The 23,173-nt window shown below is 55.5% G+C and carries 20 protein-coding genes and 1 pseudogene; 14 read left to right on the top strand and 7 right to left on the bottom strand.

Annotation, left to right across the window (positions count from 1 at the left end; genetic code table 11):
• The first annotated feature begins 191 nt into the window (after positions 1 to 191).
• Both Q9451_RS30605 and Q9451_RS30600 read left to right on the top strand, forming a co-directional pair.
• A complete protein-coding gene (locus tag Q9451_RS30605) occupies positions 192 to 1,835 on the top strand; it encodes an acetolactate synthase large subunit (protein WP_345960851.1) in 1,644 nt (547 codons plus the stop codon).
• A gap of 181 nt (positions 1,836 to 2,016) precedes the next feature.
• Positions 2,017 to 4,128 (top strand): methyl-accepting chemotaxis protein, encoded by a 2,112-nt coding sequence (locus tag Q9451_RS30600; RefSeq protein WP_345960850.1) that lies wholly within the window; start codon positions 2,017 to 2,019, stop codon positions 4,126 to 4,128.
• Between the two features lie 57 nt (positions 4,129 to 4,185).
• On the opposite strand, the gene Q9451_RS30595 is transcribed toward Q9451_RS30600, so the two are convergent.
• Both Q9451_RS30595 and srpS read right to left on the bottom strand, forming a co-directional pair.
• Complete coding sequence (locus Q9451_RS30595) at positions 4,186 to 4,818, bottom strand: TetR family transcriptional regulator (protein ID WP_345960849.1); 633 nt, start codon at positions 4,816 to 4,818, stop codon at positions 4,186 to 4,188.
• Between the two features lie 5 nt (positions 4,819 to 4,823).
• Entirely contained in the window at positions 4,824 to 5,603 is a 780-nt protein-coding gene (srpS, locus tag Q9451_RS30590) for a solvent efflux transporter transcriptional repressor SrpS (RefSeq protein WP_345960848.1), read from the bottom strand.
• Positions 5,604 to 5,836: 233 nt separating this feature from the next.
• Here srpS and srpA point away from each other — a divergent pair, with 233 nt between their 5' ends.
• From srpA to Q9451_RS30540, 10 genes are all read left to right on the top strand, one after another.
• Positions 5,837 to 6,985: a solvent efflux RND transporter periplasmic adaptor subunit SrpA gene (gene srpA / locus Q9451_RS30585; RefSeq protein WP_345960847.1), complete on the top strand. Its 1,149-nt coding sequence runs from the start codon at positions 5,837 to 5,839 to the stop codon at positions 6,983 to 6,985.
• 13 nt (positions 6,986 to 6,998) lie between these two features.
• Positions 6,999 to 10,148: a solvent efflux RND transporter permease subunit SrpB gene (gene srpB, locus Q9451_RS30580; protein WP_345960846.1), complete on the top strand. Its 3,150-nt coding sequence runs from the start codon at positions 6,999 to 7,001 to the stop codon at positions 10,146 to 10,148.
• The gene (srpC, locus tag Q9451_RS30575; protein ID WP_345960845.1) at positions 10,138 to 11,550 is read left to right on the top strand and encodes a solvent efflux RND transporter outer membrane subunit SrpC; all 1,413 of its coding nucleotides are present in this window, start codon (positions 10,138 to 10,140) and stop codon (positions 11,548 to 11,550) included. Before srpB ends, srpC begins: the two co-directional genes overlap by 11 nt.
• Positions 11,551 to 11,669: 119 nt before the next feature.
• On the top strand, positions 11,670 to 11,975 hold the full coding sequence (locus tag Q9451_RS30570) for a hypothetical protein (RefSeq protein WP_345960844.1): 306 nt from the start codon (positions 11,670 to 11,672) through the stop codon (positions 11,973 to 11,975).
• A gap of 1 nt (position 11,976) precedes the next feature.
• Complete coding sequence (locus tag Q9451_RS30565) at positions 11,977 to 12,294, top strand: LysR family transcriptional regulator (RefSeq protein ID WP_345960843.1); 318 nt, start codon at positions 11,977 to 11,979, stop codon at positions 12,292 to 12,294.
• Positions 12,295 to 13,127: 833 nt separating this feature from the next.
• Complete coding sequence (locus Q9451_RS30560; RefSeq protein WP_099594231.1) at positions 13,128 to 13,409, top strand: hypothetical protein; 282 nt, start codon at positions 13,128 to 13,130, stop codon at positions 13,407 to 13,409.
• Positions 13,402 to 13,758, top strand: a complete 357-nt coding sequence (locus Q9451_RS30555) for a helix-turn-helix transcriptional regulator (protein WP_345960842.1) — start codon at positions 13,402 to 13,404, stop codon at positions 13,756 to 13,758. The genes Q9451_RS30560 and Q9451_RS30555 overlap by 8 nt, the downstream gene beginning before the upstream one ends.
• Positions 13,759 to 13,761: 3 nt before the next feature.
• Positions 13,762 to 14,778, top strand: coding sequence for an ImmA/IrrE family metallo-endopeptidase (locus Q9451_RS30550; protein WP_345960841.1), 1,017 nt, complete (start codon positions 13,762 to 13,764; stop codon positions 14,776 to 14,778).
• 80 nt (positions 14,779 to 14,858) lie between these two features.
• Positions 14,859 to 15,425: a C1 family peptidase gene (locus Q9451_RS30545; RefSeq protein WP_345960840.1), complete on the top strand. Its 567-nt coding sequence runs from the start codon at positions 14,859 to 14,861 to the stop codon at positions 15,423 to 15,425.
• Positions 15,403 to 16,197 (top strand): hypothetical protein, encoded by a 795-nt coding sequence (locus tag Q9451_RS30540; protein ID WP_345960839.1) that lies wholly within the window; start codon positions 15,403 to 15,405, stop codon positions 16,195 to 16,197. Before Q9451_RS30545 ends, Q9451_RS30540 begins: the two co-directional genes overlap by 23 nt.
• A 4-nt stretch (positions 16,198 to 16,201) precedes the next feature.
• Here the strand turns inward: Q9451_RS30540 and Q9451_RS30535 are convergent, their stop codons facing one another.
• The 3 genes from Q9451_RS30535 to Q9451_RS30525 are packed head-to-tail and all read right to left on the bottom strand — an operon-like array spanning position 16,202 to position 18,400.
• Entirely contained in the window at positions 16,202 to 16,873 is a 672-nt protein-coding gene (locus Q9451_RS30535; RefSeq protein ID WP_015272268.1) for a uracil-DNA glycosylase, read from the bottom strand.
• On the bottom strand, positions 16,870 to 18,084 hold the full coding sequence (locus Q9451_RS30530; protein ID WP_345960838.1) for a nucleoside triphosphate pyrophosphohydrolase family protein: 1,215 nt from the start codon (positions 18,082 to 18,084) through the stop codon (positions 16,870 to 16,872). Before Q9451_RS30530 ends, Q9451_RS30535 begins: the two co-directional genes overlap by 4 nt.
• A gap of 25 nt (positions 18,085 to 18,109) precedes the next feature.
• Complete coding sequence (locus Q9451_RS30525; RefSeq protein ID WP_015272266.1) at positions 18,110 to 18,400, bottom strand: DUF4031 domain-containing protein; 291 nt, start codon at positions 18,398 to 18,400, stop codon at positions 18,110 to 18,112.
• A gap of 70 nt (positions 18,401 to 18,470) precedes the next feature.
• Between Q9451_RS30525 and Q9451_RS30520 the strand changes: the two genes are divergently transcribed.
• The gene (locus Q9451_RS30520) at positions 18,471 to 18,809 is read left to right on the top strand and encodes a helix-turn-helix transcriptional regulator (protein ID WP_345960837.1); all 339 of its coding nucleotides are present in this window, start codon (positions 18,471 to 18,473) and stop codon (positions 18,807 to 18,809) included.
• A gap of 687 nt (positions 18,810 to 19,496) precedes the next feature.
• Here the strand turns inward: Q9451_RS30520 and Q9451_RS30515 are convergent.
• Entirely contained in the window at positions 19,497 to 19,703 is a 207-nt protein-coding gene (locus tag Q9451_RS30515; protein WP_345960836.1) for a hypothetical protein, read from the bottom strand.
• A 353-nt stretch (positions 19,704 to 20,056) separates the two neighbouring features.
• Positions 20,057 to 20,899: pseudogene (locus tag Q9451_RS30510) on the bottom strand (magnesium chelatase domain-containing protein); the annotation flags it as partial.
• A gap of 257 nt (positions 20,900 to 21,156) precedes the next feature.
• On the opposite strand from Q9451_RS30510, the gene Q9451_RS30505 reads away from it, so the two are divergent.
• Positions 21,157 to 23,151: a DUF4034 domain-containing protein gene (locus Q9451_RS30505; protein WP_012274788.1), complete on the top strand. Its 1,995-nt coding sequence runs from the start codon at positions 21,157 to 21,159 to the stop codon at positions 23,149 to 23,151.
• Positions 23,152 to 23,173: the final 22 nt, after the last annotated feature.

Here is a 23,173-nt window from a genome sequence, read left to right as displayed (position 1 = left end):
GGCTTCGGCCGGGTCTTTATTCATCTGGGGAATGATTCCTCAGCCATAAAGAGTGCCGTCACCCGCGTGGCCCCACGCGTTCCTAGCACGGCTACCAAAACTGACTGTTCCGGACCCCGAGGTCAGCAATGCTTTGCTGGTGAGCGTTGCTCTGTGGGTGATGAACTGCCTTGAGTGCGATGAGGTTAACTATGGCTAAGGCCGCCGATGTTGTTGTGCAGTGCTTGGAAAACGAAGGTGTCGAATATGTCTTCGGCATTCCCGGTGAGGAAAACCTCGACCTATTGGAATCCCTGCGCAAGTCGAAGATCAATCTGGTTCTGACCCGCCATGAACAGTCCGCGGGCTTCATGGCCGCCACCTATGGCCGCCTGACTGGTAAGACCGGCGTCAGCCTGTCGACCCTGGGCCCTGGCGCGACCAACCTGGTGACCGCCAGTGCGTACGCTTACCTGGGCGGCATGCCGATGATGATGATCACCGGCCAGAAGCCGATCAAGAAGTCCAAGCAGGGCCGTTTCCAGATCATCGACGTGTGCGGCATGATGGACCCCATCACCAAGTACACCCACCAGTTCGCCTCGGCCGACAACATCCCGGCCCGCATGCGCGAAGCCTTCCGTCTGGCGGAAGAAGAGAAGCCGGGTGCCGTGCACCTGGAGCTGCCGGAAGACATCGCCGCTGAGCAGACCGATGCTCTACCAGTACCACGCAGCCTGCACCGCAGGCCGTTGGCCGAGCACAAGGCCATCGAGGCTGCGGTTGAGAAACTTCAAGCTGCGCGCAACCCGATCCTGGTGATCGGTGCCGGCGCCAACCGCAAGATGACCGCCAAGGTCCTCAAGCAGCTGATCGACAAGACCGGCATTCCGTTTATCACCACCCAGATGGGTAAAGGTGTGGTCGACGAGCGGCATCCGCGCTTCCTGGGTAACGCTGCCCTGTCGTCCGGTGACTTCGTACACCGTGCGGTTGAAGCTGCCGACCTGATCATCAACATCGGCCACGATGTGATCGAGAAGCCGCCGTTCTTCATGGTCCGTGGCGGCACCGAAGTCATCCACATCAGCTTCCGCTCCGCCGAAGTCGATGCCGTGTACTTCCCGCAGGTCGAAGTGATCGGCGACATCGCCAACGCCGTGTGGCAGATCAGCGAAGCGCTGAACGACACCGGGCACTGGGACTTCACCCGCCTCATGGCCATCCGTGAAGCCAACGAAGCTCAGATCGCCGAAGGCGCCGACGACAACCGCTTCCCGGTCTACCCGCAGCGCCTGGTCGCCGATATCCGTCGCGTGCTGCCGTCCGAAGGCATCGTGGCCCTGGACAACGGCATCTACAAAATCTGGTTCGCCCGTAACTACAAGGCGCACAAGCCCAACACAGTGCTGCTCGACAACGCCCTGGCTACCATGGGCGCTGGCCTGCCGTCGGCCATGGCGGCGCACCTGGTGTACCCGGATCGCCCGGTGATCTCGGTGTGCGGCGATGGCGGCTTCATGATGAACAGCCAGGAACTGGAAACTGCGGTGCGCCTTGGCATGCACATCACCGTGGTGATCTTCCGTGACGACGGTTACGGCATGATCCGCTGGAAGCAGGCAAACATGGGCTTCACCGATTTCGGCCTGGACTACGGCAACCCGGACTTCGTCAAGTATGCCGAAGCCTACGGCGCCCACGGGTACCGCGTGGAGAGCGCAGATGCACTGCAGCCGCTGCTCGACCACTGCATTTCTAATCCAGGCGTGCACGTGATCGACTGCCCAGTTGACTACAGCGAGAACGATCGCATCCTAAATAGCGAGCTGCGTGAGCGAGCGCTGGCAATCTAAAAGAACCTATCTCGACCTTTAGAATGTTCGATAGCCGTTGCAACAATGGCGAACGCCTATTGTCGCTGATTAAGGCGAAAGAAAGTCGATCGGCTTTCTTTCGCCGCATCAGAAAGACCATCGTGCATTTGGAGTTGACACCAAGGGCAGTCGTCGCGAAATTCGTGGAGGCACAATAATAATGAAGTCTATACGCTCGTCAATTGCTGTTTATTCTGGTTCTATATTGCTGGTTGCTGTTTTGTCTTTCTTGGCTGCCGTCTATAAAAGTAATTCTGAAGTCTTTGAGCTGGTCAGTCATCGTGTTCAGGGATTGCAGGAAAAAAATATTGAGAAATATTTGTTTGCGAATGCTGGTCAGCAAGCTGAAAAGATTTCGGCGGGTTTGGCTAACGCAGCACTGGTAACAAAAGCTCTTGCAGATGTAGTGTCATCTCAGGCTCAGCAAGAATCGCTGGCAGGGGTGAGCCGGAAAGCCCTGACAGATATGCTTAAAACGTTCATGGAGAGCAATCCAGGTCTTCTGACTATCGGCATAGGCTTGGAGCCAGGGGGGCTTGATAAAAATGACGCAGCTCATCGCGGACAGCCTGGTCATGATGAGCAAGGCCGTTTTCTACCTGCTTGGCTAAAAACTGCATCAGGCCCGATGCTGATATCTATGACTGACATGGGCAATCCTGAGCTGGCTGCTGAAGGGTTTCGCAAAGGCGAATATTATTTGTGCCCGAAAGAAAAGAGAACGCTATGCGTTCTAGATCCCAGAAGTTATGAAACAGATAAAGGACAGATTTTACTACCAGTTTTCTCTAGTCCGATAATTGTTGGTGGGAATTTTGTTGGCATTGCGACCAATGCGCCTTCGATCGCTTTCATACAAAATCTCGCAGAAGCCTCTAATGAGAAGATGTTGTCCGGTGTAGGTGAAGTAGCAATCATCGGGAAAAATGGAAGAGTTATCGCCTACAGCAAGGATAACAATCTCATTACTCATAACGTGAATGAGATCCTCAATAGCGATGAGGTCGCGTTATACAATAGCTCAAAACAGGGTTCAGCCTACAAGCTGGATAGAATCCATGGCGTTGTTGAGCTGTTCATGCCGTTTGCAGTTGCTGGCAGTGAAACCAGTTGGACAATCATGATCAGACTTCCATTGGAAGCCGTAGAATCAGAGTTGATGCGTCTGCAGGTTGACCTGCGCCAAAGTAGCGATAGCTCGATATTCTCACTCGGAATTTTTGGGTTGCTTCTTGGAGCGCTTGGAATAGTTACTATGTTGTGGCTCAGCGTAAGGATCGTTGCACCTATACGAGACCTACGACAAATGCTTTACGAAGTAGCTGCCGGTGATGGTGATTTAACAGGCAGATTGAGCATTAAGAGAAACGATGAAGTGGGAGGCGTCGCTAACAATCTCAATGGTTTTCTAGATAAGTTACAGGCTATGGTTAAGCAGATCATTATCTCTGTTCGCCAAGTCAGGCTTTCTTCAATTGCATCAGCTGGCAACGCAGAACAAACTAAGAATGGGCTTGGCTCCCAGAAGGAAGAGATTTCACTTGTGGTTACCGCCATCAATGAAATGACTGCAACTACACAAGAGATTGCCCGCAGCGCGAGTGAGGCGTCTGTGTCTGCAAGCTATGCGAATGATCAGGCCGGCGTAGGAGCTCAAGTAGTCGCGGTCAGCTCCAATGCCGTTAAATCGTTAGCCGCTGAAATTTCCAACGCTGCGGATGCGGTTAGAAAGCTGGCGTCAGAAAGCGATAGCATCAGCCAGATCTTGAAGGTTATTCGTGGCATTGCCGAACAAACTAATCTGCTGGCATTGAATGCTGCAATTGAAGCTGCAAGAGCGGGTGAGCAAGGTCGCGGCTTTGCTGTGGTCGCTGATGAGGTGAGGGCACTCGCTCAGAAAACCCAAAGGGCCACTTCCGAAATTGAGAGCCTGATTATGCTTCTCCAACAAGGTACGCAAGAGGCGGTTAATTCCATAAACTCTAGTCAAGGTAAAGCTGCTGATAGTGTGAGCCAATCTGAGCGTGTCAGCGAAGCGCTAAATAATATCGCTAGCTCGGTTTTGAAGATAAATGATATGAGTGCGCAGATCGCAAGTGCCGCTGAAGAACAAGCTATCGTTGCAAGTGAAATTCAGCAAAGTATGACGAAGATCGATAACACTGCAAGTGACATCTCAAAGTTGGCGGACGAATCATTTACTGCCAGCCATGAACTCAGGGTTCAAGTCGAGAATCAACAGGGCTTGGTCGAGCTCTTCAAGGTTGGGTAACCGGCCTTGGGGTGTACAGTGATTGACTATCCAGTCGACTCTGCGGCGAGCGATATACTAAAACGGATAGCCTTGCCGAACCTCCTTGCCTACTAAGTAGCAAGGAGGCTTCTTGAGCAAGGCCAAGAATGATCTGAGCGCTACCACGATCACTTGGTTCGGCTGATCCTTGCTTCGTAGTCCCTCATAGAGCAGACCGGTGACCAGTCCCTTAAAGACGGCTATTGAGGTGTGAAGGTCCAGCGTTGGTGGCAAATCACCCTGGTCAATCGCATTCCGAAGAACCTGATGAATGTACTGCTGGAAACGGTTGCTCGCTTGCACCATACGGTTATGGATCAAGCTCGATTCATCCAGTCCCTGGTAAATCAGGATCTCTGAGAACTGCTTTGATTCAGGGCTATGGACTGCCTCCAGCATGGCAGCTACAACCACCTCCCAGGAGCGCTCGATTCCCCTCTCTGCGGAAAATTCCAGCTCAAGTGGATGCCGCCGAGATGACAGCACTGCCTCGAGCACCTCCTGCTTACCGTTGAAATGCCAGTAGACGGCACCACGTGTGACGCCTGCCTTTTTAGCTATTAGATCTAGCGTGGTGTCTGAAACGCCTAGGGAAGCGAAAACCCCAACAGCAGCGTCAATAATGCGCTGTCGCGTCTCCTCAGCCTCAGCTGCTGTCTTCCTGGCCATCGACTTCAGTTCGTTTTCTTCGAGGCACGGCCAATCGCACGCTCGATGTTCTGCTTGCTTAGCAGAAGTGATTCTTTAATCGAGTCAGCTTGCAGCCTGGCCCTGGAGCTTGGCATCACTACAGCGAGCGAGTAGTAGCCTAGGTAAGTATCCAGCAAGGTTGCGAATGAGCACACGCCATCAATGTGTTCATCGATATCACTCGCCACCCCATCCGCTCTGACCGCTACCAGCTGCTTGATCAGATCCTGACGCCCCAGTGTGTTGGGGGTGAAAATAGGAAGCTTCTCGGCGAGTGCCGTTTGAAGCGAATCTTCAGGGAGTGCCGCGAGAAGCACTTTACCTGCTGCGGTTGCAGCTGCCGGCACGTTGATTCCGATTGGGAAGACAACCCGCAGTTCACGCTCGGACACAATGCGGTCCAAGACATAGATTTTCTCCCCCGCAAGCGACGCCAAGCAGACCGACTCGTCGAGCTCTTCCGCGAGTGAGTGTAGGTAGGGTTTTACCAATGAAAGGATGTCGGTTTGCGCCTGGTTGATGAGTTGGCCTAGCGCAGGCCCGAGTCGGAAGCCACCGCTTGGCCCAAGCGCTTCCACCAGAAACTCTTCCTCAAGGGCATTGATGATTCGTTGCACGGTCGAGCGGGGCAATCCCACCAACTGTGCGATGGCGGCCAGGCTCAGCCCGTGTGGGTGGTTGCCAAGTGCACGCATGATGGAGGCGGCTCGAGCAATGACCTGAATGCCGCCACTCTTCCCACCGATATCGTCTGCTTGATTCATAACCCTTCCTCTGCGCGGATTTCCGCCGCGGCCCTCTCTCTATGTGGTCGTCACTTTAGAGCTCCCCGTTTACTCAAGCCAGTCACCTGTCCTGATCGTTGACGACTTATCACCGCGACCGACGGTCGTTCTGGTTCGCTTGCATCCATCGTATCGCATAATGATACACTTGCCCACAATGCGATTCACATAACACTGGCCTCGGTACAGGGGCGGAGACATGGAGCCAACTGGTGAAACACTTACGACCTTTGCGCGCAACTCGCGTGATGCCCTTCGTTGCGCTGATGCTGATAACGGGGTGTGGAGAACAAAAGCAGTCAAGCGTGGCGGCTACGCCCCCTGAGGTGGGTGTCTATACGGTCCGTTCGCAAGCGCTGACTTTGACCACCGACTTGCCGGGGCGTACGTCGGCTTACCGGGTTGCAGAAGTGCGTCCGCAGGTTTCAGGAATTCTCGAGAAGCGTTCGTTTGTTGAGGGTGCTGAGGTCAAACTGGGGCAGCAGCTGTATCAAATTGATCCTCGTACCTATGAGGCTCGACTTCGCCGTGCTGAGGCCAACCGTACGACCGCAGAAAACTTGGCGCGGCGCTATGAAACACTGCTGCAGACCAAGGCCGTCAGCAAACAGCAGTACGACGACGCATTGGCGGCCTGGAAACAGGCTGAGGCCGACTATCAAGTCGCTCGCATCGACGTCCAGTACACCCGCGTGCTGTCTCCCATCTCGGGGCGCATTGGCCGTTCAGCAGTAACTGAAGGGGCGCTCGTTACCAACGGCCAAGCCCAGTCGCTGGCCACCGTGACTCAGCTTGATCCTATCTACGTAGACGTGACCCAGCCGATCACTAAGCTTCTGGGCCTGCAAAAGGCGTTGGAATCCGGTCGACTGCAGAACTCGGGAGAGAACCAAGCACATGTCAGCCTGAGTCTGGATGATGGCAGTGCTTACCCGTTACCAGGTGTGCTCAAGTTCTCGGAAGTCAGCGTCGATCCGACAACTGGGTCGGTCACCCTGCGTGCCGAATTCCCTAATCCAGACCGCAAGCTGCTGCCAGGCATGTTTGTCCACGCGCTGCTCAAGGAAGGTGTTCAGCAGGCGGCAATTCTGGTGCCACAGCAGGCTATTAGCCGTGATACGCGGGGTGTCCCGACTGTCTGGGTTGTGAAATCGGACAATACGGTCGAATCACGTGAAGTTGAGACCCTTCGCACGGTGGGGAACGCCTGGCTGATAGGCAAAGGCGTTAATGCTGGTGAGCGAATCATCACCGAAGGTGTCCAGCGTGTCCGCAGCGGTATTGCAGTCAACGCTGTAGAAGCGAAAAACGTCGATCTGGTAGCTGATTTTGCTACCAAAACTGAAGCCTCGGCTAACTGAGGGGGCGACAGTCATGTCTCGATTTTTCATCGACAGGCCGATTTTCGCCTGGGTTCTTGCAATTGTCGCGATGCTTGCCGGCGCGTTGTCGCTGGTAAAAATGCCGATTAGCCAGTATCCGAACATTGCAGCACCTGCGGTATCCATTCAGGTGAGCTACCCGGGGGCTTCCGCACAAACGGTTCAGGACACGGTGGTTCAGGTTATTGAGCAGCAACTCAGTGGTCTGGATGGGTTCCGCTACATGTCGGCAGAGAGTGCCTCTGACGGTAGCATGACCATCATCGTGACCTTTGAGCAGGGAACTGATCCTGACATCGCGCAGGTACAGGTGCAGAACAAACTGCAGCTCGCGACACCGCGCTTGCCGGAAGAAGTGCAGCGGCAGGGGCTTCGGGTTGTTAAGTACCAGATGAACTTCTTCCTGGTAATGAGCCTGGTTGATCGATCCGGCAAGTTGGACAACTTCGATCTGGGCAACCTGATTGCTTCACAGTTGCAAGATCCAATCTCTCGTATACCCGGTGTTGGCGACTTCCAGCTGTTTGGTTCGCCCTACGCTATGCGCATCTGGCTGGATCCAGGCAAGCTCAACAGCTACCAATTGACTCCGACCGACGTTGCGACTGCGATTCGTGAGCAAAACGTCCAGGTATCGTCTGGCCAATTGGGTGGATTGCCAACCCGCTCTGGCGTGCAACTCAATGCGACCGTTCTGAGTAAGACTCGCATGACCACGCCAAGCCAGTTCGAAGAGATCTTGGTCAAGGTCAATGCGGATGGCTCCCAAGTCCGAGTGAAGGATGTGGGCCGCGCAGAGCTTGGGGCGGACAGTTTCGCGATCTCCGCCCAATACAGGGACTCGCCTACTGCCAGTTTGGCGTTGCGACTGTCCACTGGCGGCAACCTCTTGGAAACCGTAGCTGCGGTCAAGAAGCTGATGGATCAGCAGAAGGCATACCTGCCTGAAGGGGTTGAGGTCATTTACCCCTACGACACGACGCCCGTCGTCGACGCTTCTATTGAGTCGGTGGTGCACACCATCTTTGAGGCCGTTGTCCTGGTCTTCCTGGTGATGTACCTGTTCCTGCAGAGCTTCCGGGCCACGTTGATCCCAACGCTGGCAGTACCAGTGGTGCTGCTTGCCACATTCGCCTTGCTGCCTTACTTCGGCATAAACATCAACGTTCTCACCATGTACGCCATGGTGCTGGCCATCGGGTTGTTGGTGGACGATGCGATCGTTGTGGTGGAGAACGTCGAGCGGCTTATGCACGAGGAAGGCTTATCGCCTCTCGAGGCCACTCGCAAGTCGATGGACCAAATCTCCGGGGCCCTGGTGGGTATCGGTATGGTGCTGTCGGCTGTGTTTGTGCCAATGGCCTTCTTTGGTGGCTCTGCCGGCATCATTTACCAGCAGTTCGCAATCACGATCGTCGTGTGTATGGGGCTGTCGATCTTTGTCGCTCTCGTGTTCACCCCGGCACTGTGCGTGACCATTCTCAAAGCTCCTGAAGGTCATGGTCATCACGAGAAGAAAGGCTTCTTCGGTTGGTTTAACCGAGTCTTCGACCGAGGCACGCTGCGCTTTGAGCGGGGTGTTGGCGCAATGCTCAAGCATCGCGGTCGGTACCTGCTGGCATTCGTGCTGATCACCGGCGGCACGGGTTATCTGTTTACGGAGATCCCAAAGGCATTTCTGCCCAATGAAGACCAGGGCTTAATGATGATTGAGGTGCGCATGCCGGCTAACGCCTCGGCTGAGCGGACCGAGGGTGTGCTGCAAGAAGTGCGTGAGTACCTGGCCAACGACGAGGGGGTGCTTGTTGAGCACTTCATGACGGTAAACGGCTTCAACTTCGCTGGCCGCGGTCAAAACTCTGGCCTTGTGTTGATCACGTTCAAGGATTGGAAGGAGCGTCACGGTAAGGGTCAGGGTGTATTCGACATAGCTCAGAGAGCGAATCAACATTTCGCCAAGATCAAAGACGCAAGTGTCATGGCATTCGTTCCACCAGCCATCTTGGAGATGGGTAATGCCATGGGCTTCAACCTCTATCTCCAGGACAACCTTGGTCTTGGGCATGAGGCGTTGATGGCGGCTCGGAACCAGTTCCTGCAACTGGCGAGTGAGAATACAAAGCTCCAAGCTGTCCGTCCAAACGGCAAGGATGACGAACCACAGTTCCAGGTGAACATCGATGACGAGAAGGCTCGTGCACTGCAGGTGAGCATTGCAGCCATCAACGAAACAATGTCGGCAGCCTGGGGATCGATGTACGTCAACGACTTCATTGATCGTGGCCGCGTTAAGCGGGTGTACATCCAGGGCGAGGATACTTCGCGCATTGCTCCTGAAGACTTCGACAAGTGGTACGTACGCAACAGCCTTGGGCAAATGGTTCCTTTCTCGGCCTTCGCTACTGGAGAGTGGGTCAATGGCTCTCCAAAACTGGAACGCTATGGTGGCATCTCTGCCCTGAACATTTTGGGTGAGCCTGCACCTGGCTACAGCACCGGTGACGCGATGATTGAAATCGCCGAAATCATGAAACAGCTGCCACCTGGCATCGGTTTGAGCTACACGGGTCTGTCGTACGAAGAGATTCAAACGGGCAACCAAGCACCCCTGCTGTATGCGCTGACTGTTCTCATCGTGTTCCTCTGCCTGGCCGCTCTCTATGAGAGCTGGTCGGTACCGGTGTCAGTGATCATGGTGGTTCCACTGGGCATTCTCGGCGCGGTTTTGGCCACGCTGTGGCGCGACCTTACTGCTGACGTGTACTTCCAGGTCGGCCTGATGACGACTGTCGGCCTGTCTGCGAAGAACGCCATTTTGATCGTTGAATTCGCCAAGGAGCTGTACGAGAAACAGGGCTACCCAATCGGCAAAGCCGCTGTAGAGGCTGCGAAATTGCGGCTGCGCCCAATCCTCATGACATCGCTTGCCTTCACATTCGGCGTGCTGCCTATGGCTATCGCGTCTGGGGCCGGGGCTGGTAGTCAGCATTCCATCGCTACCGGCGTTGTGGGGGGCATGATCACCGCTACCGTGCTGGCTGTCTTCTTCGTGCCTTTGTTCTACGTCGTGGTCGTTAAGCTGTTTGAGGGATTCATGAAGCGTAAACCTAACGCCAGCGAGGTAGAGACTCATGAAGTTTAAGTCTCTCCCCGTTTTTGCGGTACTCATGCTGAGTGGGTGCAGTTTGATCCCCGATTACCGTCAGCCAGACGCGCCAGTTGAGGCAAGTTGGCCAAAGGGCCAGGCTTACAGTGGGCCGGTTGCTGAGGCAGGTGCATCGACGGCTCTGCCCGAGGTGAAGCAGTTCTTCAAAGACCCAGCGCTCATCCGTCTGCTGGATGTTGCCCTGCAGAACAACCGCGACTTGCGAGTCGCAGCCAAAAATGTCGAGGCCTACAGGGCGCTCTATCAAATTCAGCGAGCAGAGCGATTCCCGACGCTCGATGGTGCTGCATCTGGCAGCCGGCGACGTCTGCCGGATGACCTGTCGCCAACTGGGCAATCCCGCATCGACAGCCAGTACGAAGTGGGATTGGTTACCGCTTACGAGCTGGATCTGTTCGGCCGCATTAAGAGCCTGACCAGCCAGGCACTGCAGCAGTACCTGGCGACGGAAGAAGCGCAGCACAGCGTACAAATCGCCTTGGTTGGTGACGTGGCTACCACTTACTTCCTATGGCGCACTGATCAGGCACTCTTGGAACTGACCGATGCGACACTGAATAGCTACGTCGAGAGTCTCTCGATGATCGAGGCCAGCGCTGGGGCTGGTACCTCTTCAGAACTCGATGTCCGGCAAGCTCGCACCCTGGTGAATCAGGCAGAGGCGCAAAAAGCGTTGTACACCCGGCGAATTGCTGAAGATGCCAATGCTCTTCAGTTGCTGGTGGGTGGAAAAATCCCTGAGGACTTGCCGAAAGGCTCACATTTGGCAATGAGCGCAATTGGGGACGTCCCAGCCGGGCTTCCGGCGGACCTATTGTTAAACAGACCCGATATCCGTGCGGCCGAACACCAACTGTTGGCCGCCAATGCCAACATCGGCGCTGCTCGGGCGGCGTTCTTCCCGCGCATCAGCCTGACTGCTTCGGTTGGATCGGCCAGCCGTGATTTGGATGGTTTGTTCAATGGTGGATCTGACAGTTGGAGCTTTGCCCCGCAGATCAGTGTACCCATTTTCAACGCTGGCAGATTGCGGGCCAACCTCGACTACGCCGAGATTCAGAAGGATGTCAGCGTAGCGACCTATGAGAAAAGCATCCAAACGGCTTTTCGGGAAGTCGCTGACGGATTGGCCGCTAGAGGTACCTATGGCAAGCAACTCACTGCCCAAAGCCAGTTGGTGGAGAACTACAAATCCTACTTCGATCTGGCGCAGCAGAGATATGACCAAGGTATCGATAGCTACCTGACTGTCTTGGATGCTCAACGAGAGTTGTTCGCGTCTCAGCAGCAACTGCTGAATGACCAGCTCAATCAGATCAACAGCGAAGTACAACTCTATAAGGCTCTTGGAGGCGGCTGGAGCACGAAGTCTATGTGATAAGTTGGGTGGCGCTTGGTTAAGTGTCGCCCTAACTTTCAGCATGAAATTGATTCGTCGCATCTTATTCAAGATCAAGATGGCGAGCGCTTGCCAATTTTACGTCGGGAGTAGAAGTCATGAGTCTGGTGTCAGTTAGTGCTCTGGAAGTGAGCTTTGTCGGTCGTCCGAGTGATGACGTGCTGTTGACTATTGATGAGCTTGTGAATGTCATCAAGTGCGATTCTGATTGTTTGAATTACGTGATGGTTGCGTTGAACAAGCAGTTTAGCTCGCTCATCATCAGTGGGTTTTGGAGTGATGAAGAAAGCATGGTTGAACACTATTCAACCCCAACCTTTTCTGCATTGCTCGATTGCTTGAGCAACAATTGCAAAAGCATATGCTTCAGGTCGTTCTTTGCTCGAGAAGAGTTGAGTATTTAAAATGATATATGATGAAAGTGCCCTTTTAGACGCAGATCTTCATTGCCTGATTGCATTCCTGGTTGTACATCGTGAGGGCGGGGTCAGCCGGGCTGCAGAATGTCTGGGGGTGAAGCAGCCTGCCGTGAGCAATCAGCTGGCAAAGCTGAGAGCGCGATTTGGGGATGAGTTGTTTGTCGGGAAAAGAGCTTGGACCCCAACTGAGCGAGCAGACCAGATTGCTGCCGCATTGGCTCCGGTGTTCAACAGATTGCAAGATGCAATTAGCGCTCTTGCAGATACACAGAAAGAAAATGACCTTGATCTAAGGCCGCCATGAATTGGCTAGTGCTATTGTCGTAGAGAAATTACGATAGACAATAAAAATGCTATGGTCTTTCGGCCATAGCGAAGAGAGGGTAATTTTTAATGATAACCCCAAGGAGACTACGTGTTGCCGGTGTCGTCATATTGGTTGACGCCATAGCAAATTCGGAGTTGGTAAAAAGCCGCCTGATAACAGGCGGCAAACCAAAGGACGATGAAACGTCGCAGGACTAGGTGTAGGGAGGGGAACCTAATCCCGCTTCTCATCGGTGTTAATTTTAGTTCGTATTTTCTTTGTGCGAAATCGATAGTGGTAATAGTAGTTATCGAAGGCTTTAGTAAGGCTTTATCATGAATCATGGTTGCCGGTCTAGTTGAGGTGGTTTTGTTTGAGCTCGATGCGGGGGTTTGATTTTGCCAGCGTAAATGTCAGCCCCTTGAGATCTTCTGCAGCCATATATAGACACACAGGACCGATAAGGTAATGAGCAGGTAGCTTGTGCTGAGCCTGATCGAATCCTCAGTCATGAGTTGTTACCAATTTTTGCGTACCTTGAGTTACTCCATTTCGCCCTTGTCGGGATCTGTACCTATTGTTGCGTGATGAATGTGGGATGGCGATGCGCGAGTGGCCCAGTCGACCCGAGGCGCCTAGGTCGCAGGGTGGTTTAGTTCTGCTTTTCCTGGGTTAGCGTGTGCTCATCTGTCTGATGTGATGCCATTTTAATATTGCATATGGCTTAGTATGCTGTGATGAGCGCAGCTGCGTGGTGGCTTGAAACCCGCCACACCTTGATGTAGCTTTTCGTTACGAAGACTGTTCGATTTTCTTACGGGGTGAACACTGTGAGCGTAAAGGTCAAGGTCGAAATCGAAAAGCTGCTTGGCGACTTCTGGGACAAGCGAGCGCTGGAGATACTTGAAGATCCATTGGCTACCGATGATCTCGGTGCGCCGCTTGATTCGATTGCTGCGTGCGATGCGTTCGTTGGGATCGATAAAATTGTGAACTGCAAGCTGCCTGTTGAGCTGATCGTCCGTCACGGTGGGTACACCTCCAGGCAGCAGTTCGTTACAGAAATCACAAATGGGGTGCTGAAGCATCTCGAAGGGGGCGCCGGTGGCTGAGGATCGGCAAGGCGAACGCAACCAGATAGGTGACCGGCTGCGTAGGGCTCGGGAGTACGTGGGGCTTTCGCAGGATGACGTCGCATCTGTGTTAGGGCTCCCGCGCCCCTCTATCACCAATATTGAGTTAGGTGTTCGAAAAGTCGAGGCTCTTGAGCTCAGCAAGCTGGCAAAGCTCTACCGTCGCACGCTGGATTATCTAACGACTGGGGTGGAGCCGGAGCCAGAAGCTCCACAGCAGCTGGCGTTCCTGGCGAGGGCCGTTAAAGGCCTGTCAGATAAAGATCTGGAAGAAGTCGCTCGCTTTGCTGAATTTCTGAAGCAGTCGGCGCGAAGAGATATGGAGTAACGCATGGCCCGTCGCAACATAGCGCTGACGACAGCGAGGATGGCTGCTGAGGTTTTCGAAAAGTCCCGCGCTATGGAGCGTATTGAACAGGACGGATACACCCGGGTGGACCCTTTCAAGGTTGCCGCCACCGAGGGGCTGTCTGTGGCACTCCGTCCTATGGACAAGCTGCTTGGCGCATTCATCCGCGATGAGCGATCAGGCATCTTGTTGAACTCGGCCCGGTCCGCAGGCCTGATCCACATGACTTGCGCACATGAATTGGGTCACTACTTCATGGGCCATAACACTGCCCTTGATGAGATTATCGAGTACGGCTCCAAGGCTGCTGAAATGGAGCAGGAAGCGGAGGCGTTTGGCTATCACCTTCTAGTACCACGCGCGCTACTGACCATTGTTTGTAAGCGGAAAGGCTGGAACATCAGATCCCTGCACGAACCCTTCAATCTCTATCAGCTCGCCCTCCGGCTAGGCGTGAGCTATTCCGCTGCTGCGTGGTCACTGCTGCGTCACCAGCTGGTTGATTACGACACCGTCCAACGCTTGCTCAAGACTCAGCCATCTGCGATCAAACAGGTTTTGTTTAATGGCCCGCTCCCTGACGCTACAAAGGACGTCTGGGTCTTCGATGAGCGTGACCAGTCCTCTGTTCTAGAGCCCCGTCCCGATGATCATCTGATCATCCGCCTGAAAAGCCATGCCAGTGCGGGCTTCTTGTGGCTCGCTGATTCTGTTGATCAGATCGTGTCTGAAGGCTTCACATTGCAGCCGGCGCCATCTGCGCCAGTTGATCCGAGTAGGCTGACCTTCGGGGCCGAGACCCCAATGGATTACCTGCTGACAGGCGCATCTGAAAGTTATGCCGCTCCTCAGGCCGTGGCTCTTTCCGAGATTCGGCCGTGGGAAGGCAAGCAGCCTGGAGATGCGTCCTACTCTTCCAAGGCTCACTTCGAGCCCATGGCGGAAGGGCTTTCGCGCGAATCCAAGTGGGCTCTGATCGAAGAGGTTCGGAATTCGTGATCACGGTGGAGTGCCTCGTCGACAAGCAGCCAGTCGCAGCCAAGAACCAAGGTAACCGTCCGACGTGTTTGGCGTTTGCAGTGACCGATCTCAACAGGTCATTCGTGGATGAAGATCTCGGACCAGAGTATTTTTACCGAGCAACGCTCTCGAGAATTCCTGGCTGGAAGCCTGGAGACGGATTGCAGATTCCTGCAGCAATTGAAGCCTCGCAGCTCGGTCATCCTACAGAGCGCGAGTACCCCTACCAGGCTGATGAGCCTCAGGTTCCGCTTGAGGCGCTTCCAGAGGATCTTGCGCTGCATGGGCGCTCAATCAAATTCTTCGCTGCAGATGTTGGGCATCTGATTGGCAGTATGCAGGCCATGGTACCTATGGGCTTGGCGTTGAAATTGACGCTCGACTTCTACCAGCCTGTGGATGGAGTCATCTCTTTCAGTCCGACAGTATTGCCGGGTGCGATGATGCACGCGGTCGTTGCCGTCGGCCTGGGCTATGACGAAGGCTCACAGCCTTGGTTCCTGATTAGAAATACCTGGGGAGAGGCATGGGGGCTCAATGGCCATGCCTGGATATCCGCCGCTTACATCGAGTCGCACGCTGCGTGCGCATTTGGAGTAGAACATGGCAGTTCTGATTCACGGTGAACGTATTGTTCCAGCTTGGCTGGCTGCCGCTCGCCATTTGGCCGGCTGCAAAGGAAACACTGAAAGAAACCTGGTGCTGGAAATTGCATCTCCTGGCGAGTTAAATGCTCAGGATCGCGATGTCATCGGCGCAGTGGATGCGGCGCTTCAGCAGCATTCGCCTGGCTTGAGTGTCCAAACGGTCGCCAGCACCATCTTCCCCAACAATCTGTACAAGTTAGATAAGCGGCCTGCGTTCTACGACTCGTACGTAAATGCGATTACCAGGGGGCAGAAAGTGGGCACCTGGGGCACGTATGCGCTACGGATGATACGGCGGGTGGCTCGTAACGGGAAAACCACCTACAACCCGCTGGAAGCATTGGTTCGCAAGCTCCAGAAATCTAAAGACGGACGGTGCTACCAGGCCGTTTACGAGCTGGGTGTCATAGATGTCGAGTTCGATCTTGAAGATGACGGATTTGGCTTTGAGCTTCCGCTGTACGACCCTGGTGCTGATCGTAACATGCCCAGGAACATGCCTTGCCTGAGCCATCTCAGTTTCAAAGTGACCCAGGGCAAGCTCGATCTCACGGCCATGTACAGATCGCACTGGTATGGCCAGAGGGTACTTGGCAACCTGATTGGGCTGAACAACTTGCACAATTTCGTTGCTGTCGAGTCTGGGTTTGAGCGCGGCCCTCTGACGGTAATTTCGACGCATGCCCTTCTCGACATGCAGAGTCTCGGTGGAGCAAAGGCCACCAGGGCTTTACTGAATAGCTTCGGCTGATGGTTTAGAAGAGCGACGCCTGGCGCTTGGGGTCAAGGGTTTCAACGGGGATGCCATAGAGTGCACTCATTCCGTTTCGGAAGTCCTTGATCCCGCCATAGCTCGGGTGTCGTATACCCACAACCTCGACGCCGAATCGGCTGGCATAGCTGAGGGCGTCTTGGCCAATTGCGACAACTCGCTTCACTTTCAGCCATTTGATCAGCGTCCCATTCAGATCGTCGACTTGCTGAAGTTCGCGCGCAGTGAATTTTCGATTACTGAATGGGTTGCCTGGCTCGTGAGGATGGAACGGGAACACATTCCACAGCAATGGCGGCAACTCAACGGCTCGAAGTACCGACCAAATCTCAGACGCAGTGCGCTCCGCGATAGCGGGGCCCAGTGTTGCTTGCTTGAAATTCGAGCCTGGGTACCGCTGCGTCATTTCCGGCAGATGAAACTCATCGGTTAGTGCCAGTCCTGTACGTCGTCCTCCGCGGTAGCCCAGGTCACGCCCCATCCAGATCGTATCCACCCCGATCTCAGCAGCGGCCTTCAGATAGCCTCGCAGGTTGCGTCGACGCGACGCGACGGCGTCGGCGCGATCATGAACCGGGCAGGTATCGGCATAGGGGTTAAACACGTTGTCCAGTTTCAACTCGGACAAGGCGTTCACGAAAGCTGTAGGGGTCATGGCTGCGGATTCTTCGTTGGTAGATCAAAATGCATGGTGTGGTTGAGGACGTCGACGGTAACCGTGCCGCTTCGGTGCTTTTGCAATTGCCGGAATACCTCGAAGCCTTTGAGAATCGCTGTTTCCCATTGCCAAAGCTGGCATTTGTCCACCTCGTAACCTTCAACCATGCTTCGGATCTGCTTGAGGACGTTGTAGTCCAGGCCGCGTTGCTTGTCCTCGCCGTCGAAACGGTGAGTTTTAGCGTGGTTGAAGATCCAGGTGGCAATGCCTTCCTCAATGATCATGGCGCGAGCGCCATCCTCATTCTCATCTTTCTTGGGGTCTGACTTGCGTTTGCGCTTGAGCAGCCCTCTGAGGACAGGAGACCAGCCCAGATAAGCCAGATATGCCAAGTGGAACACGTCGTGGAAGCGATAGTCATCAGGTTCATTGCTGTTGTCCGTCAGACGGTCGCCGATGAATACCCCGTGCAGGCTTTGAACAACATAGGCATTGGCCCCTTTACCGCGCTCAATGAATTTCATGGCGATGATCGGTGGAAAGCGTTCGTGCTCCGGAAAGCCTTCATCGAAAGGGGCAGGGAAAGACTTTTCATCGCCTGGCCATCTGCTGTGAATCTTGTCCAGGTTCGCGCGGGCAACATCTTCTAACCTCAAGTCGAAGCTGGCACAGGCCACTGCGAGCTCAGCCAGGTGCATGCCGAGGTTCGAAGCACGAACGTGAGGTGCCATCGATTTGTAGGCTTGATACGTCGTCGTTGCCATCTGGCCGGCATGATTTGCGAGTCGACCTAGTTGTGTGGAGCGATCGATGGAGTCCGGCTTTCTCCGAACCTCCATCAAGCTGTCGATGTGGCGAAAGGTCACTGGCTCAACCGGCTCTTGTTCCGTTTCACCATACTGCTTACGCAGCGCGATCAGGCAGCTGTCACCTATCTGGTTGTGGTCGACATCAACAAGCGCTGCAACGTTGATTAGGTACCAAAGCGCGTCCCCTAGCTCCTCTGCCGCGAGCTCTGTCACTGTCGCTGCGAGATTGTCGCGACCGGATTTTTTTACGGCAGACAGCAGGCCGCCGACCTCACCGAAGTATCCAAATTTGAGCTGCTGAAATCCCTCTGCGGTCTGTTCGAACTGGTTTGTCTTGCAGGCCTTGAGGCGATACTCAGGGATAGAAAGAGGCATGGGTTGCGGCTTAGGCCTGGGCATTTGAAATCCTTTTCAATCAATGAGTCTATGCGCTAGCGGCGGTAGCTCTGTAGAGCTGGATCATCTCGGATCGCATTCGTCTCGCGCAACTTACGATTGTTTCACGATCTGCCCCTTGAGCTCCCAAAGCTAGCGCTCGAGTGCGAACGGTTTTTGTGACGTCGTAGTGGGGGTAGAGGGTTTTGGATTGAAACCAGCTGCGTTTCAACCCCAAACGATCGGCGAAGGTATGCAATTCATCGAGCGAATCTGCAACCAAATGGCACCACTCGCGCCCCCTCCAACGAATTCCTTCTGAGTCCACGTACACAGCCATTTTGCGTCTCGCCTATCGTGAAAATATGTGCAAATATATAGCATATTTTTTGCAAATTTACCAGGCTCAGATGAACATTAAGCTACTCGGCTCCCAGATCAAGGTGGCACGAAAACGAAGAGGCATGTCATTGAAAATACTGGGAGAAAAGGCAGGTGTTCACTACACGCAGATCTCGCGTATGGAGCGTGGCGAAGGTGTTCTGCTTAGCAAAAATTTGCGGAAAGTTTGCGAAATATTGCAAGTGCCAGTGCCGCTTGCAAGCGGTGCCTCATCAAGCGATGACCTGCCGCAGAAGGTACAAGATCTCATCAAAGCCTGGCCGCATAGTGAGCAGCTGATTCGAAGCGTCGTAGATGCCCTGGAGATAGCTCTAGCAAATGGAGATGGCTCAGAAGCCAGTCCTTGAGCAGGAGATTGATATCACTGCTATCGATGTACGCAAAAGTACTAAGAATCCTGAGATTTACTCTCTGGGTGCCGTTACGATGAGCGCTCAGGATGTCAGAGGTATTCTCTTCCGTAAGTGCAACACGCCAGCTTTTCGCCTTTACGACACGTCGGTAGATGCGGATCGAATGATCGCTCACGCGGATATTGTTGGCACAAAGTACTTTGGGAGGTTGGAAGCCGTTCCGAAAGCTGAGCAGTGAATCGCCCCTGGTTTCCTAGACACTTAATAGAAAGAATTCTTTCTGTTAAATGCTCAGAGGAGAACGCCCTCTAGGAATCGTTTGGACATGAGGCTCACCTGTCGCTCGCTCAGCTGGGAAGAGCTAGGGTCACAGTATGTGCGGGGGGCAGAACTCGTTCGATCTCACTCAGTTGAGGGGGCGTTTCGAGTCGGCTTAGGACGATGACGTCGTCCACCTTTTCAACACTCAGCGTGTCACCTGTCTTGAGGCCGATTGCTTCCATTACGTTGCCAGGGAGCTCATTTATGATGTCTCCCGACCTATCCCTAGCATCCAAGCATTTCACGAACATACGCTTCGGAAAGCACATTTTGGGCTCGGTCATCACCAACCTCCGACGTCTGTTAGATTGGTATCACTACTCGCGGACTGTTCAGCGAGCATGCTCCGGTACTACATGCTTAATGAAAGGTTGCGCTTGGCCTACCGAGAGCTCGAAGCTGATAATCCGTCACGGCCTGAAACAAGGCCTCAGCCAGCAAGCGCAATCGCTTTACTTCCTCAGTCGAAGCCCCTGCACTCTGTGCTTCGTGGTAGCGGCGCATAGCGTCAACAGCCTCGGTGTAGGCCGGATGATCGGGAAAGAGCACCGCAGGCTGCTTGGGCATTTTGGTCTCTCAGTGAGTGGGTGGCTTGAAATCACCCGATAGCAGCAATTGGTAATCGGTAGCTGCCTCGTAAAGGGAGTCGGCCAACAGTTTTAGACGCCGGACTTCTTCGGGAGAAGCGCCCGTACTCTCCGCTTGGTTTACTGCCCTGACTGCTTCGAGAGCCTGACTTAAAAGATGCCATCCCGCTAGGGCCAAGCCTTCGATAGTCCGCTTCATTGGTCTGCTCTACACCTCTGACCAGCAAAGTATAGGTACCAGGTCCTGGTTGGACCATCCCGGCTAGATTTCAGCAGCGCAAGCTAGTCGCATTTATTTCGATTTTTTTGCAGCTATTTCGAAAACCTACAGCTGCCCCCGACCAGCGCCGGGCCGGAGGCGGAGTGATGAGGGTGGCGGAACGGCCGCTGCGGCCAGCTGTTCAGCGGTGCATGCCCGCTGATTGACTGGATTGCCGCCACTTCGAGCGCCTCGTGCTCGTCCAGCGGCGGCAGCAGCCCCGGCAAGCGGCTGGCAAGCAACGTTTTACCGGTGCCGGGAGGCCCGGTGAACAGCAGGTTGTGTGCCCCGGCGGCCGCCAGCAACAGGGCACGCTTGGCCGCCAGCTGCCCCTGCACTTCACTCAGGTCCGGGTAAGGCCGTTGCTGCAGGATCAGGCCGTTGGCAGCATACGGCGGCAGCGGCACCTGGCCATTCAGGTGGGCGACCAGCTCCAACAGGTGCCCCACCGCATACACCACCAGCCCGCCTGCCAGGCTGGCTTCCTCGGCATTCTCCTGTGGTACTACCAGTGCCCGGCCTGCCTCGCGCGCCGCCAGTGCCGCCGGCAGCACACCCTGCACCGGGCGCAGTTTGCCAGACAGCGCCAGTTCGCCCAGGCACTCGACCTCGGTAAGGGCGGCAACCGGCACCTGGCCGTCGGCGGCGAGGATGCCCAAGGCAATGGCCAGGTCGTAACGCCCGCCATCCTTGGGCAGGTCGGCGGGGGCGAGGTTTTGGGTAATGCGACGCTGCGGGTAGTTCAGCCCGGAATTGACGATGGCACTGCGCACCCGGTCCTTGCTTTCCTTGACCGTGGTTTCCGGCAGGCCGACTAGGGTGAGATGGGGCAAGCCATTGGCCAGGTGGGTTTCGACACTGACTGCTGGAGCCTGCACGCCCACTTGGGCGCGGCTGTGGACGAGTGCTAGGGACATGGACACTCCGTTGTCACTGGAAAGGGCCGCTTCCTGCGGCAGGTGCAAAGGATAGCCAGCACTGCCACGGCAGGCGCAACAACTATGCGTCCTGGTATTTCAGGGCAGTGTTTTTCCCTGTGTTTCGATGCCGTCCGGCAAAAATGGATCCAATAGACTTTGCGCAGTCGCCAGGTATGGCTTAGTGTTGTTGGGCAATTGCAGTTGCCATGGGATGGCACCGCGTCTTTTTTCAAATGGACTTGAGGTATTGCGCCGTGCAAACGCTTACCCGCACGCGCCAGGTAATCCGCGAACTGGTACAGGCCAGTGCATTCGTTGAACTCAACCGCTTTTTCGACAGCCTTGAGGCACGGTGGCGCCAAGCCCCGTTCGGCGAGTTCCCGGCCTACCTGGCTGCCATCGAAGGGCACATGCTGGTCGACCTGGAAAACCAGGGTGACAGGGCCCTGAGCCAAGCGCTCAAAGCCTGGATTGACGCCTGCCCCAAGGCGTACCACCCACAAGTGGTCATGGGCATGCATTGCTTCCACCGAGCCTGCCAGGTGCAGGTTGGGGGCCAACGCAACGCTGCCCGCGTGCTGGCCGTCGAGCAAATGTGTGAAACCGCAACCGCGCATCTGTTGCGTGCAATGGACCGGTCTGCACAACCCGTGGCCGCGGCCATTGGCATGCTGCGTATCAGTGCGCAGCTGCGCGAGCCTGGCTGGTTGATCGAACTGTTTCAGGGGCATCCAGCGCGTTACAGGCCCAGTGCCCATGCTGATGTGGAAGTGCAGGAAGCCGCAGCGCCCTTGCTGGTGAAGCATGGGGTATTCCCCCTGGCTGAGCTGCCACAGGCGTTGCCGCCTTGCCTGGGCAGGCGGGTCGATCATGAAAACGAAGACCCCCGCTATTACTGGCTGCGCCATGCACTGGTCGCTCGCCCTGGATGCTTCGAAGCGATTCAGGCCATTGCCGTTTACCTGCAGCCCCGCTGGGGTGGCAGTTTCGATGCGCTTGAGCTTTTGGCCAATGGCCCGTTGTGTTCAACCTGGGACGAAAGCTTGCGCAATGCGCTGCGCTGGATGGCCGTCGAATGCAGGCTGATGCTGCCGCATGCCAACCCGTTGCAGGCCGTTGCCGAATGGCAGCCGGTGTTCGAAAGCTGGTCGCAACGCCCGAAAAGGCCCCGAGAAAGCGCGGTCGTGCTGGCCTGGCGGGGGGCGCTGCGCAGCCGTGCAGTGCAAGACCATGCCGGCGCAATGCGCGATTTTGCCGCGAGCTTTGCGTGCAATACCGACCACGGCGCCATCCGTGCCATGGGCGAGCCATTTCGCTGCCTGGTCGAACTGATACTGCGCAAAGGCATGACGGATGAGAAACACCTGTTGCGCAGCGCCATCGAGCGGTTGTGTGAAGGCCGCTCCCATGCGGGCGCCTGTGCATTGCGCGCTGCCGGGCACCGGTTCGGGCTGTGGGGGCTGCCACGCTCGGTCGAGCAGGCAAGGCTTTGGTCGCAGCGGGCGGTGAAACGCCAGTGCGCGGGTCAGGCACCGGGGCTCGAGGTGCTCGAGGTGGCGAAGTTGCTGTGGGCAGCCAACCGGCATGAAGTGGCCTGCTACCTGTATGAACGCTGCGCCGAACTGAACCTGCCTGGGGCCGCCCTGGGCCTGTACGAGCTGCACAATGGCGGCTTGGCCAACACACCGGCGCATTACCTGGATGATGAGGCAGCCGAGTACTGGCTGCAGCGCGCGGTGGAAGCGGGCAGCCGGCAGGCCAAGTACAACCTGGCCTGCCTGCGCATGGATGGCGATGAGGACCTGAGTGAGCGCAGTGCCATGCTGGCCGTCAGGCAGCTGCTGGTCGACGCGCTGGGCAATGCGCAGACCAATGCCCGTGCACGTTTGCACCTGGGGATTTTGTTGCGTCAGTTTGGTGAAGCACAGGAGCGAGCCGAGGCAGTTACCTACCTGCTGAGCCTGGTGGAGTACCCGGACCCTTGGATTGCCGGGCGTGCCAGCGCCGAACTGGGGCTGGCGTGGATGCAGGGCCGCGGCACCCGCAAGCAGAGCCGCTTTGCCGCCATCGAATGGGCCAACCGGGCGGCCAGATTACAGCCGGGGGATACGGCCATCGAGGATATCCAGGCCGAGATCCTCAATTCGCACAACCGGGTGAAGACGTTGTTTACCCAGTGTGGCGCGGCATTGTTCCGCGGCACCTTGCATGCCAGCGAGTTGCCACCGAAACAGGCCTGTATGAATTAGACCGGGGCTGCAAAGCAGCCCC

It is taken from the genome of Pseudomonas sp. NY8896 (assembly GCF_039634505.1).
Note: the sequence above shows the minus strand (reverse complement) of the source record. Positions and strands in the feature narration are given on the sequence as shown.